The 13,518-nt window shown below is 44.0% G+C and carries 12 protein-coding genes and 1 tRNA gene; 2 read left to right on the forward strand and 11 right to left on the reverse strand.

Annotated elements, in window-relative coordinates; translation table 11 throughout:
* Window positions 1-107 precede the first annotated feature (107 nt).
* The 6 genes from ACO0K1_RS09025 to rpsF form a co-directional block, all read right to left on the reverse strand.
* A complete protein-coding gene (locus ACO0K1_RS09025) occupies window positions 108-734 on the reverse strand; it encodes a DUF47 domain-containing protein (RefSeq protein ID WP_423024863.1) in 627 nt (208 codons plus the stop codon).
* Window positions 735-911: 177 nt separating this feature from the next.
* On the reverse strand, window positions 912-2,300 hold the full coding sequence (locus ACO0K1_RS09030) for a replicative DNA helicase (RefSeq protein ID WP_423024865.1): 1,389 nt from the start codon (window positions 2,298-2,300) through the stop codon (window positions 912-914).
* A 163-nt stretch (window positions 2,301-2,463) separates the two neighbouring features.
* On the reverse strand, window positions 2,464-2,916 hold the full coding sequence (gene rplI / locus ACO0K1_RS09035) for a 50S ribosomal protein L9 (protein ID WP_423024867.1): 453 nt from the start codon (window positions 2,914-2,916) through the stop codon (window positions 2,464-2,466).
* Between the two features lie 26 nt (window positions 2,917-2,942).
* Window positions 2,943-3,227: a 30S ribosomal protein S18 gene (gene rpsR / locus ACO0K1_RS09040; protein WP_110252960.1), complete on the reverse strand. Its 285-nt coding sequence runs from the start codon at window positions 3,225-3,227 to the stop codon at window positions 2,943-2,945.
* Window positions 3,228-3,236: 9 nt separating this feature from the next.
* Complete coding sequence (gene priB / locus ACO0K1_RS09045) at window positions 3,237-3,536, reverse strand: primosomal replication protein N (protein ID WP_423024869.1); 300 nt, start codon at window positions 3,534-3,536, stop codon at window positions 3,237-3,239.
* 32 nt (window positions 3,537-3,568) lie between these two features.
* Entirely contained in the window at window positions 3,569-3,937 is a 369-nt protein-coding gene (gene rpsF / locus ACO0K1_RS09050; RefSeq protein ID WP_186883681.1) for a 30S ribosomal protein S6, read from the reverse strand.
* Between the two features lie 343 nt (window positions 3,938-4,280).
* On the opposite strand from rpsF, the gene lexA reads away from it, so the two are divergent.
* Both lexA and ACO0K1_RS09060 read left to right on the forward strand, forming a co-directional pair.
* Window positions 4,281-4,937 carry a transcriptional repressor LexA gene (gene lexA, locus ACO0K1_RS09055; protein ID WP_423024871.1) on the forward strand — a complete coding sequence of 219 codons (657 nt, stop codon included), beginning with the start codon at window positions 4,281-4,283 and terminating at the stop codon, window positions 4,935-4,937.
* Between the two features lie 954 nt (window positions 4,938-5,891).
* Window positions 5,892-6,674, forward strand: a complete 783-nt coding sequence (locus tag ACO0K1_RS09060; protein WP_423024873.1) for an ATP-dependent Clp protease proteolytic subunit — start codon at window positions 5,892-5,894, stop codon at window positions 6,672-6,674.
* A gap of 375 nt (window positions 6,675-7,049) precedes the next feature.
* Here ACO0K1_RS09060 and lon read toward each other — a convergent pair whose 3' ends face one another.
* The 5 genes from lon to ACO0K1_RS09085 form a co-directional block, all read right to left on the reverse strand.
* A complete protein-coding gene (lon, locus tag ACO0K1_RS09065) occupies window positions 7,050-9,458 on the reverse strand; it encodes an endopeptidase La (RefSeq protein WP_423024875.1) in 2,409 nt (802 codons plus the stop codon).
* A 229-nt stretch (window positions 9,459-9,687) separates the two neighbouring features.
* On the reverse strand, window positions 9,688-10,959 hold the full coding sequence (clpX, locus tag ACO0K1_RS09070) for an ATP-dependent Clp protease ATP-binding subunit ClpX (RefSeq protein WP_423024877.1): 1,272 nt from the start codon (window positions 10,957-10,959) through the stop codon (window positions 9,688-9,690).
* A 172-nt stretch (window positions 10,960-11,131) separates the two neighbouring features.
* Window positions 11,132-11,758 carry an ATP-dependent Clp endopeptidase proteolytic subunit ClpP gene (gene clpP / locus ACO0K1_RS09075; RefSeq protein WP_423024879.1) on the reverse strand — a complete coding sequence of 209 codons (627 nt, stop codon included), beginning with the start codon at window positions 11,756-11,758 and terminating at the stop codon, window positions 11,132-11,134.
* Between the two features lie 21 nt (window positions 11,759-11,779).
* Window positions 11,780-13,129, reverse strand: a complete 1,350-nt coding sequence (gene tig / locus ACO0K1_RS09080) for a trigger factor (protein WP_423024881.1) — start codon at window positions 13,127-13,129, stop codon at window positions 11,780-11,782.
* Between the two features lie 28 nt (window positions 13,130-13,157).
* A tRNA-Leu gene (locus ACO0K1_RS09085) sits at window positions 13,158-13,244 on the reverse strand.
* Between the last annotated feature and the right edge of the window lie 274 nt (window positions 13,245-13,518).

Consider the following 13,518-nt stretch of genomic DNA (forward strand, 5'->3'; position numbering starts at 1 on the left):
GAAAATCACTTCTAATTTAATTACCCTCAGGCGAGGGTAAAATTCTTCTCACAACAGTGCAGCATCACATGAAACTTTGCATTCATCGTGACACGTCAGCATTACAATCAGGCATTCTCAACAATAATGCCTTCAATAATATTGGCAACATCTTCGCAGCGATCGGTCACTGTTTCTAAGATTTCATAAATCGCTTTTAATTTTATGAGATTACGTACGTCTGGCTCGTCGCGGAACAATTTTGACATAGCGGCACGCATTACGTGATCAGCATCCGATTCGAGGCGATCGATTTCCTCACAGATCGTCAGAATTTCGCGTGAGTTACTCATGTTATTCAACAGAGCAACAGCAGCTTTCACTTTCATCGAGCAAGCAAGACATAACTCAGCCAGGCGTTTAGCTTCCGGAGTAATTTCACGAATATCATATAAGGAAATAGTTTGCGCTGCATCTTCCAGCAAATCCAGAATATCATCCATGCGCGTGATCAGCTTGTGAATATCATCGCGATCTAATGGTGTTATAAAGGTTTTATGTAACAACTCTATGGTGCTGTATGTAACAGCATCAGCTTGCTTCTCAATGGTTTCAATCGCGTGCACACGGATTTCAAGATCATCAAAATTCGTCATTAAAGCAAGCATTTCTTTTGAACCTTTTACGCATAATTCTGCGTGTTGGTTAAAGAGTTCAAAGAATTTGCCTTCGGTAGGCATCAAGCGTCCAAACATTTTTTTCTCACTGAAAATAGAAAACTAATCGGGTTATTACTCAAACACACGCCATGTAAGAACGTATGCGTTTAAAAACTAATGATAGATGAAAGATGATGGGTGATGAATGATGGTCATCGATCCATCCAACTTTACTCTAGTCACGTATTTTTATTTACTAATTATTGAAACCGTTTATTCGTTATCGCCAAACACCGACAAAGAACCAACGTAATTATCAAACTTGGTATATTCCCCGAGGAAGGTCAAACGCACGCTGCCAATCGGTCCGTTACGTTGCTTACCAATGATAATTTCTGCAGTACCTTTGTCGGGTGAATCAGGGTTATATACCTGATCACGATAAATGAACATAATCACGTCAGCATCCTGCTCAATCGCACCAGATTCACGCAAATCTGACATGACCGGTCGCTTATTCGGGCGTTGCTCCAGTGAGCGATTTAACTGAGAGAGCGCGATGACCGGACAATTTAATTCTTTTGCCAATCCCTTCAGATTTCGGGAAATCTCAGAAATCTCTGTCGCACGATTTTCACCAGCAACGTTGGCGGACATCAACTGTAAGTAATCGACAATAATCAAACCTAGCTTGCCACATTGCCGAGCCAAACGGCGTGAGCGCGCACGTAATTCAATGGAACTTAATGCTGGCGTCTCGTCAATGTACAGCTGTGCATCATTCATCTTTTGAATGGCGTGCGTTAAACGCGGCCAATCTTCATCACTCAACTTACCAACACGCAGACGACTTTGATCCAAGCGCCCGACAGAACCAAGCATACGCATCGCCAACTGTGCACCGCCCATCTCCATCGAGAATACAGCAACTGGCAAGCCACTATCAATCGCGACGTTTTCACCAATATTGAGCGAAAAAGCTGTTTTACCCATGGATGGACGGCCGGCAACAATAATCAAATCACCTGGCTGTAAACCAGAAGTCATTTTATCCAGATCGACGAAACCAGTCGGCACACCAGTAATATCGTTTTGATTATCACGGTTATATAACTCGTCGATACGCTCAACGACTTGCGTCAGTAATGGCTGAATCGCCTGGAAACCTTGCGCGCCACGCGAGCCCTCTTCAGCGATCGCAAAAATTTTCGATTCAGCCTCATCAAGCATTTGCTTAACTTCTTTACCTTGCGGATTAAACGCGTTGCCAGCGATTTCATCAGAGACCGTAATTAATTTTCGCAACACGCCGCGGTCACGCACGATCTCGGCATACCGACGGATATTCGCTGCGGAAGGAGTGTTTTGCGCAAGAGCATTCAGATAACTCAAGCCGCCAACATCGTCTGCTTTTCCAGCGCCATTGAGCGCTTCAAAGACGGTAATAACGTCCGCCGGCTTGGAACCATTGATCAACTTCACCATGCATTGAAAGATGATGCGATGGTCGTAGCGATAAAAATCATCCTCACCAATAAAGTCGGCGATCCTGTCCCATGCGGCGTTATCTAGCAATAAGCCACCGAGAACAGATTGCTCTGCTTCAATGGAATGTGGGGGGACGCGGATGGCGTCAAGTTGGGGATCAGAAGCTGCTTTCATGGCGCGCATTATACCTGCTAAATCGGCTTATGATAGGATACAACTAACGAGGACGACGCAATGTTTATATCAAACAACATTGTGATAATAATTTAAATCAATTATTCCATCCATAAAAAAAGCCGGGCGAACCCGGCTTTTTTTGAATTGAAAGAACAGCTTATTAAGCTTGCTCGCCAATTACGGCAACAGTAACGTTCACAACTACGTCTGTATGCAAAGCAACAGAAACAGAGTGATCGCCAACAGTTTTCAATGGACCTTGTGGCAAACGAACTTGCGATTTCTCAACAGCAACACCTTGCTTAGCCAACGCTTCAGCGATGTCGAAGTTAGTAACAGAGCCAAACAAACGACCATCAACACCCGCTTTTTGGGAAATTTGAACGGTAGAACCTTCCAGTTTTTCGCCTTGAGCTTGAGCCGCTGCCAATTTTGCTGCTGCTGCTTTTTCCAACTCTGCGCGCTTCGCTTCAAATTCAGCGATAGCCGTTGCAGTTGCACGGCGAGCCATGCGTTGTGGGATCAAGAAGTTACGAGCGTAACCGTCTTTTACTTTAACTACATCACCGAGGTTGCCGAGATTAACGACTTTATCCATCAGAATAACTTGCATATTTTTCTCCTAGTACTTGTCGTCAATTACGCTGTGTGCAGATCAGTGTAAGGCAACAACGCTAAATAACGTGCGCGCTTAATCGCTGTATCAACTTGACGTTGGTACAAAGCTTTAGTACCAGTCAAACGTGCTGGCATAATTTTGCCGTTTTCTTGCACGAAATCTTTCAATGTGTCGATATCTTTGTAATCAACTTTTTCTACATGTGCTGCTGTGAAGCGGCAGAATTTTTTGCGCTTGAACAAAGGATTTTGTTGTTGACGCTTTTGCTTCAATTTGCTTTTATCAAATTTTTTACCGAATGCCATGTCAGGCTCCTAATCTAGTAAATGTGTCCCGATTTCATTAATGTGAAACACGAGACTTTTGCTGTTGCGATTTTTGCGTGCTAAAAATCCAGTGAATTCCGTTTCAACATCCAATGGCAAGTCATTGAATTGTTTAGAAATAAGTCCAGCTGCCTGGGCATTAATTTCAAACTCGACGATTCGCTCAATGTTTGCTTCTCGCTGTTTTGCGCTATGCATCAGAATAGCTGCTGCAATAGGCACTCCAGCTGGCGTATACCGCAATGCTGATTTCTCAATAATGCGTGCCACAAGCTTGAATTGGTTCACTCTCTTCTTATACGACCTTTTTCAAATCAAAATTAAGCAGCTGGTGCTTCAACGCGTTGTGCTTTCGCTGCGTCTTCTTTTTGAACGGCTTTCATCATTGGTGATGGAGCTGTTTCAGCTTTTTTCATTTTGACTGTCAGGTGACGCAGAACGGCATCATTGAATTTGAATGCTGTTTCCAGCTCAAGCAATGTTTCTGCATCGCACTCGATGTTCATACAAACATAGTGTGCTTTAGCCAATTTTTGAATCATGTAAGCCAATTGACGACGGCCCCAGTCTTCAACGCGGTGAACCTGACCACCACGTGCAACAACGCTAGCTTTGTAACGTTCGATCATTGCAGGAACTTGCTCGCTTTGATCGGGATGTACAATAAATACGATTTCATAATGACGCATATATTCTCCTTGTGGACAATAAAAATAGCCTGCCTCGGCGTCAAGACGAGTGCAGGAAGAGGAAAGCCGATGATAATAACCCACTTTTTTAATTTATTCAATTATTTCAAGCACATAGATAGCAAATGCGCGCAAAGAAGGTGGCTTGATCAATTTTATACAACATTTTCTGATTAATACACCACATAGGCAACCTAGCGAAACCCAAAGAAACAGACCAGACACCAAGGATTACTTTTGTATAAACCCCAATTAAGTTAAAAATTTCCTTGCACATATTGCTGCACTGTATAAAAATACAGACTGTTTATACATACAGCGCTATCATGGCGCGGCACATCCCATGCTAAAGCTTACCGCCCGCCAGGAGCAGATCCTGAATCTCATCAAGGATGCCATCCAAAACACCGGCTTCCCCCCGACTCGCGCAGAAATCGCAACCGAACTTGGCTTTCGTTCAACCAATGCGGCAGAAGAACACTTGCAAGCACTCGCCAGAAAAGGCGTCATAGAAATTGCCGCAGGCACTTCACGCGGGATTCGCCTGTTAGAGTCAGAATTATCGAACCACATCACTGGAACATCATTCAACCTATCTCACCCAGCCATCACACAATTTAGCCTGCCACTCGTCGGACGCGTGGCCGCAGGCTCACCAATTCTGGCGAGCGAGCACATCGAAGCAAGTTACCAGGTAGATCCGGCCTTATTTTCAGCGAGGCCAGATTTTTTACTCAAGGTACGCGGCATGTCGATGCGTGATGCAGGCATTCTTGATGGCGATCTATTGGCAGTCAAGAAAACCGACAGCGCCCGTAATGGCCAAATTATCGTCGCCAGACTGGGCGACGATGTCACCGTAAAACGATACAAAAAAACCGGCAACCAGATCGAATTGATCCCGGAAAATCCCGATTATTCCACCATTAAAATCAGCGATCAGGAAGCAGATTTTTCATTGGAAGGTCTGGCAGTCGGCTTGATGCGAAACTGGGTTTAAGCCACCATCAATTAAGTTGAATTAAATCGGAAGTGTCCGTACAAAAATCATTCGATTGAATATTGGATGTAGCAGTACGGCACTGCAATAGTGATGATAATTTGAAGACCTGTCGACTGCGCTCACTACTCAGACGGCGCAAGCTACCAAAAAATCTAACCGGCTTAAAATGCCGAGCACCCCTAGCCTAATCTGGCGGCATTAAGAAACCAAGCCAACGATGCTTTTTACATTTACTGGCACGGTTTTGAAAAATGTAGACAGTACCATGTCAGGATTTCCGTCGTTTTAAATACTCTACGTTACGACATTGGATAAACTCAATTAACAAGACCACCTAACCAACAGTCGAATAAAAGTTAATTTAGCCATAGCCATAGCCATTTGCCATCCCGTCGCAAATACAGTGACTCCCAGATATACAGTGACAACACTGAAAACCCATACAAAATTCATCACTTCCGTCTGGCTTTCTCGCCACTTTGAATATAAAAATACTTTTTGTTTTGAGTCAAATATCTGAAAAATACCTTTTATCGCTGTCCTGCTACTAATTTGCAATAACGGTAACTGAATAGTCATCGGGTTCAGCGATCGTTGAGAGTTCAATGCAAAAAAACTTATTAATTTTTTGTATTTTTTAAGTTTTAACTTTCGTTATATCTCTCGCTTAGATGGTGCTATTATATGTCTTTTGTTGTAAATATAACAATTTTATGCATGAATAAATTTTAAAGTTATTTTGTCATTTCCACGCTACCACCAAATGGAAAGTAACTTTCACCCCAATAAACTGCTTTCATATATCTAAATTAGAAAGAGACTAAAATGCGAAAAATCGTTCCATTTGTTGTGCTCCTACTGCTATTGTGGCAATCAAATCCAGCGTTCTGCGAACATAAATTCCAGCCAAACGTTCTACGCGAGAAAAATGGTCTCAATTGGAACGCAATCATGTCAGATCAAGAGACTGGTCAGCTTAGTTTGATAGGTCAAATTTCCCCTAATACTGGTGATCTTTTAAGAGCTAGTGTTGAACCAAACCTGATGGCAAAAGATTTAATGATTGATTCTATGGGAGGCGACGCTGACGCAAGTTTCGCTATATCCAAAATGATGAAAAAAAGAAACTTAAATATTATCGTCGATGGTAGATGCCTCTCTGCTTGCGCCCAAATTTTATTTGTGTCTGCAAAGAAAAAAACTGTTCTAAAAGATTCGATTATCGGTGTTCACGAGCCATTTATTTATTATCAAGAGGCAGGTCAAAGAAAGGCAGTTGCCTACCAAGATGCAGAAATCGTCGTCACTGCAGCGAAGGACACACAGGCACTAGATGGGATTAAAAAAATGAAAGAGAATTTCCAAGACTTATACAAGGAAGCTGGTGTATCTGAAAATATGTATGCACCTTATTCACACTATTTATCAAATAGAAAAAAGATTTTTGGTGCCGATTTTTTGAATTTCAACGTCTTTTCACCAAGTTGTCCTGCTATTCGTATGTGGGCTTTAAATAAGCGCCAATTGATAGAATTCGGTGTAAAGGACATTGGCGATTTTTGGTACCCAAATACTCCACATGAACAAGAGCAAATAGTTGCTAAATTTAAGCTTCCAAAGGGATCAATATTTTTTGGAGAAGCAGATTCTCTCGAAAATCTGTGTAAAGAAAGCTCAAGTAATGCACTACTTAGGAAATTTTACGATGTAGTTGCGATTGCTCGAAGGTTCTAAAAAGTAAAGCTTATTTTTATGTGTTCAACGCCGAGAGTCGGGAGCGTGTTAAAAATTCTGCGTAGGTTTGGTAGTCTTATTTCGATAGTTGTCAGTTGCCGACATACAGATGAGCTCCGCTTTGAATAGTGAAAAACATATAGCTTGAAGCCTCTGCCGATTACCCCACCCTTTAGATTTGCCCCGCAAAAAAAGAACAACACATTCTAGCCATTCATCAACTCGGCCAATAAATTTCCACCAAGATAATATTTATAACGGCAACTCGCAATGGGCTCAAAATAAAGCCCGAGCTTGAAAACGAGTTCTAAAAATAAAAATGCCCGAAAATTAATCGGGCATTTTTAAGACTTCAAAAAGATTTCTTATTACTGCTTAATGTTTCACTACAGTTAAATCTTTTGTCGCATCTACTGCGGTAGCTGCAGCGACTTCTGCTTCGATTTCAGGCAAGGGCTCAGGTTGACGCTCCAGCGCAATTTCCAGCACTTTATCGATCCAACGTACTGGCACAATCTCCAGTTTGTTTTTGACGTTATCAGGTATCTCTGCCAGATCTTTTGCATTCTCTTCTGGAATCAAGACCGTTTTGATGCCACCGCGATGTGCAGCCAGCAGCTTCTCTTTGAGGCCACCGATTGGCAGCACTTCGCCACGCAAGGTAATCTCACCCGTCATTGCCACATCTGCGCGAACTGGAATGCCCGTAAACACGGACACCAATGCAGTGGTCATCGCAATACCAGCCGATGGTCCATCTTTTGGCGTTGCCCCTTCAGGGACGTGAATGTGGATATCACTTTTCTCGAAAACATCCGCCTTGATACCAAGTCGTTTAGCACGGCTACGAACCACGGTACGAGCTGCCTCGATCGATTCCTTCATCACATCGCCTAGTGTACCAGTGCGTATCACGCCACCCTTGCCTGGCATCGCTACGGCTTCAATCGTCAACAAATCGCCGCCAACTTCAGTCCAGGCCAGTCCAACCACTTGCCCGATTTGGTTGTCTTTGACTGCCACACCAAAATCGTAACGACGAACACCCAGGTATTTGTCGAGATTTTTTGAAGTAATCGTCGCTTTTTTCTCATTTTTCTTGAGCAAAAGCATTTTCACGACTTTGCGGCAAATCTTAGAAATTTCGCGTTCCAATGAGCGCACGCCAGCTTCGCGAGTGTAGTAACGAATGATGTCGCGAATCGCACTTTCTGCGACGCTGATTTCCGCTTCCTGCAAACCATTATTTTTGATTTGCTTTTGCAACAAATAACGTTGCGCGATGCTGGTCTTTTCGTCCTCCGTGTACCCTGACAAGCGTATCACTTCCATACGATCCAGCAAAGCTGCCGGAATATTGTAGGAATTCGAGGTTGCCACAAACATCACATCAGACAAGTCAAAATCAACTTCGATATAGTGATCAGAGAACGTATGATTTTGCTCGGGATCTAACACTTCCAGCAAAGCCGACGATGGATCGCCGCGGAAATCAGCACCCATCTTATCGACTTCATCAAGCAAGAATAATGGATTACGCACCCCGACTTTTGCCAGGCTTTGCAAAATTTTTCCCGGCATAGAACCGATATAGGTACGGCGATGACCGCGAATCTCCGCCTCATCTCGCACGCCGCCGAGTGCCATACGAACGAACTTGCGATTCGTTGCACGTGCAATCGATTGACCCAGCGAAGTTTTACCCACACCTGGAGGACCAACGAGACACAAGATTGGCGCTTTCAGTTTATCAACGCGTTGCTGAACAGCGAGATATTCCAAAATGCGTTCTTTCACCTTATCGAGACCGTAATGTTCATCCTCAAGTACTTTCTCGGCATTGGCAAGGTCATTATTGACCTTGGATTTTTTCTTCCAAGGCAAGCCAACGATGGTGTCGATGTAGTTACGCACTACGGTCGCTTCAGCGGACATTGGCGACATCATTTTCAGCTTCTTAAGCTCGTTTAAAGCCTTATCACGCGCTTCTTTAGGCATTTTAGCGGCGATGATCTTTTTCTCAAGCTCATCAATATCTGCACCTTCTTCGCCCTCGCCCAATTCTTTCTGAATCGCTTTGACTTGCTCGTTCAGATAGTATTCGCGCTGTGATTTTTCCATCTGGCGCTTAACGCGACCACGGATACGCTTCTCAACTTGCAGAATATCCAACTCACCCTCAAGCTGTCCGAGCAAATGTTCAAGGCGTTTGGCAACACTGAAAATTTCCAAAATAACCTGCTTTTGCTCCAACTTAAGCGGCAAATGAGCAGCAATCGTGTCCGCCAAACGGCCAGCATCATCGATACCAGACAAGGATGCCAAAATCTCAGGAGGAATTTTTTTATTTAACTTAACGTATTGATCAAATTGTTGAACAATCGCTCGGCGCATTGCCTCTACTTCAGAATCATCTTCCTCAACCGCTGCAACCGGCGTCAGATCAGCAGTGAAATGTGATTCGGAGTCATAAATTTTGTGGATACGGGCGCGTTGTGCGCCTTCCACCAATACTTTGACCGTACCATCCGGCAACTTCAGCATTTGCAAAATATTGGCAACACAGCCTATTTCGTAAATATCATCAGCCGACGGCTCATCTTTTGCCGCTGCTTTTTGCGCAGCAAGCATAATACTTTTACCTTGATCCATCGCTGCCTCCAAAGCCTTAATCGACTTTGGACGTCCTACAAACAGCGGAATAACCATATGGGGGAATACAACCACATCTCGCAACGGCAGCAGAGGCAGTTGGATTTGCTCGGGATTCAGAGTAGTCGTCATGGCGCACCTTTCGTAAATACTAGTTGTTAATGTTGGCGCACAAGGGCAAAACACAAGCCCATCACTTAAAAAACAATAAAAAAAGCCACGCAGAGTGAAACTCCGGGTAGCTTTGCGATTGAAGCTAAGATTTATTTGAACTTATTCTACTGCGAATCAAAATAAATCGCACAATAACCATAAAAAAAAGGGGAAATAATCCCCTTTTTAGCAAAAAACCTAATGCCAATTAATGTTGCGCGCCAGATACCTTAGGCTGATCCTGATAAATCAACAACGGCTTCGCACCGTTGGTAATCGTACCTTCATCAATAACAACCTTCTCGACGTTTTGATGACTAGGCAAATCGTACATGACATCGAGAAGCGCATGCTCAAGAATCGAACGCAAACCGCGCGCGCCAGTCTTACGTGCAATCGCTTTCTTAGCAATCGCCTGCAAAGCCGCCGGACGGATTTCCAATTCAGTACCTTCCATCTCGAGCAACTTGGCGTATTGCTTGATTAAGGCATTTTTTGGCTCAACCAAAATCTGGATCAAAGCCGCCTCGTCCAATTCGTTCAAAGTGGCAATCACTGGCAAACGACCTACCAATTCTGGAATCAGACCAAATTTGATCAAATCTTGCGGCTCAGCATCTTGCATGACCTGACTTGCACTCTTCTCAGTCTGACTCTTCACACTAGCAGAGAAACCAATACTGCTGCGCTCAGAACGGTCAGAAATAATCTTCGCCAAGCCATCAAACGCACCGCCACAGATAAACATGATGTTGGTCGTATCAATCTGTATAAAATCTTGATTTGGGTGCTTACGACCACCTTGTGGTGGCACAGATGCCATTGTGCCCTCCACCAGCTTAAGCAAGGCCTGCTGCACGCCTTCACCAGAAACGTCGCGGGTAATGGATGGGTTGTCTGATTTACGTGAAATCTTATCAATTTCATCAATGTACACAATGCCTTTTTGCGCACGCTCGACTTCATAATTGCAATTTTGCAGCAATTTTTGAATAATATTTTCTACGTCCTCACCAACATAACCAGCCTCGGTCAAGGTTGTTGCATCCGCAATCACGAACGGCACATTCAACATTCTTGCCAGCGTCTGCGCCAGCAAGGTCTTACCGGAACCAGTAGGCCCAACCAGCAAGATATTACTCTTCGCCAACTCTACATCATCCTTTTTACCTAAGTGCTTCAGGCGCTTGTAATGATTGTAGACGGCGACAGCAAGAATGCGCTTTGCATTTACCTGGCCGATCACGTACTGATCCAGCAAATCCGTAATCTCTTGCGGTGTTGGTAGCTCAGTTTTAGCACTAGCAATATTGTCGATTTCAGACACTTCGTCACGAATGATGTCATTACATAAATCTATGCATTCATCGCAAATAAAGACTGAGGGCCCGGCAATTAGTTTCTTAACCTCATGTTGACTCTTGCCACAAAATGAGCAATAGAGCAGTTTTTCACCACTGGAGGATTTTTTATCGGGCATAGTACGAATATGAAAAAACAAAATTAATTAGGTCGGAATTGAAAGCATATTACCTGCAAAAACAGTTTTAGTCATTGCATGATCTAAGTTTGCCCTATATTCCAATTCTATAGAACTGAATAAAAAAACGCCCGACCTTTTTAGGAGCGGGCGTTCATCCAATTCAGTGCGATCAAGCGCGATGCGTCAGCACTTTATCAATTAAACCGTATTCGACTGCTGCATCAGCTGACATGAAATTATCACGATCAGTATCTTTTGCTATTTGATCAAGACTACGACCAGTTTTTTCAGCCAAAATACCATTTAAACGTTCACGTAAATACAAAATCTCACGAGCCTGAATTTCAATGTCAGACGCCTGACCCTGAGCACCACCTAGTGGCTGATGAATCATCACGCGTGAATTAGGCAATGAAAAGCGTTTACCTTTAGCACCAGAAGCCAGTAAAAATGCACCCATTGACGCTGCCAATCCAGTACACAAAGTCGAGACGTCCGGCTTGATGAACTGCATCGTATCGTAGATCGCCATCCCTGCAGAAACAGAACCACCGGGAGAATTGATATACAAAGAAATATCTTTATCTGGGTTTTCGCTCTCTAAAAACAACAATTGAGCAACCACCAGATTTGCGGTTTGATCATTAACCGGACCAACCAGGAAAATCACACGTTCCTTAAGCAGACGTGAATAGATATCATAAGAACGCTCACCACGCCCACTCTGCTCTATCACCATAGGCACCATGCCCAGCATATTTGTATCCAACGCCGAATTACGGATGATGCCTGTCATGTGATTTCCTTTTATTCAAACTTACGCTTGCGCGTTGTTACCCATCAATTCGTCGAATGGCAAAACTTTGTCTGAAACTTTCGCTTTGCTCAGTACATAGTTAACGACGTTTTCTTCTAAAACAAGGGCTTCAACTTCCGCTAAACGATTACGATCGCTGTAGTAGTATTTTACAACTTGCTGAGGATCTTCGTAGCTTTGAGCGAAATCTTCGACTTGCGCTTTGATTTGATCAGCCGTTGCCTGCAAATTATTAGCCTTAACCAATTCAGCCAAGATCAGACCCAAACGTACACGACGCTCAGCTTGCGCAGCAAACAACTCCGCTGGGAATGGAACGTCTTTGACGTTCATACCACGTTGCGCCATATCTTGACGAGTCATCTCAGCCAGACGTTCGCCATCTTGTGCTACCAAAGTTTTTGGCACATCAAATTCGACCGCCTTAACCAATGCGTCCATGACGCTTTCTTTGGTTTTAGCCTTAACGCGACCTTTAACTTCGCGCTCAAGATTTTCTTTAATGTCAGTGCGCATTTTAACCAGATCACCGTCTTCGACACCCAGCATTTTGGCGAATTCTTCGTTAACTTCTGGCAAATGTGCCGACTCTAACTTGGCCAGAGTGATAGTAAATTCTGCTGTTTTACCAGCCACATCTTTACCATGATAATCTTCAGGGAATGCCAATGGGAATGTTTTAGATTCGCCAGCTTTCAGACCAATCGTTGCTGCCTCAAATTCTGGCAGCATGCGACCTTCGCCCAGCACGAAAGCGAAACCTTCAGCTTTGCCACCAGCAAATTCAACACCGTCAATCGTACCAACGAAATCGACGGTAGCACGATCACCATTTTGCGCAGTCTGATCAGCGCCGCCGTTGCCGTGCGCGCCCTCTTCGCCTTTAACGTGGAAATGCACGCGTTGCTTGCGGAGAATGTCGATTGTTTTGTCGATTTCAGCGTCGGTCACATCTGACTTAACTTGCTCAACTTCAGCAGCAGACAAATCGCCAACGACGATTTCTGGATAGACTTCGAACGTCGCATTAAACGCCAATGTGCCCTCAGCAACACCTTCAGTCGTGCTTGGCTCAATGTTAGGATAACCAGCTACGCGCAAATTATTTTCGTTAGCCGCAGCAGCGAATGCCTGGCCAACTTTGTCGTTCAATACTTCGTTTTCGACTTGATAGCCGTATTGCGCAGCAACCATTTTCATTGGCACTTTGCCTGGACGGAAGCCCGGTGCTTTGGCCGTGCGTGCACGGACCTTCAAACGCTTTTCAACTTCTGATTTCACATCAGCGATTGGAAAAGAAATCGTGAGGCGGCGTTCCAATTTATCTAAAGTTTCGACTGCAGTTGCCATGAAAATCGTCCAAATAGTAAAAATTCTGTGGTGCGAGGAGGGGGACTCGAACCCCCACACCATTGCTGGCGTCAGGACCTAAACCTGGTGCGTCTACCAATTTCGCCATCCTCGCGGGATGAGTAAGTACATGCTGAAAAACACCCAACACGGCCATTACAAAAGCAAAGGGCGACCCGAACATCTATCGTCGCCCGAAACTTGTGCATGTGGCATTACAACTCCAGCCCGATATTCTACTGGATTTTGAATCGGCATGTCTTATTTTTTTAATGCTTTTAAAAAAATATACCAAAAATTCCGTAAATTAATAACTTAAGTCAGTTTTGAGCTGGCAATTTCAGCCATCGGCGGCTACCTTGATCAAATCGAATGACCACAGCCACCGC

Source organism: Undibacterium sp. SXout20W, from assembly GCF_049340285.1.
Lineage (GTDB): Bacteria > Pseudomonadota > Gammaproteobacteria > Burkholderiales > Burkholderiaceae_D > Undibacterium.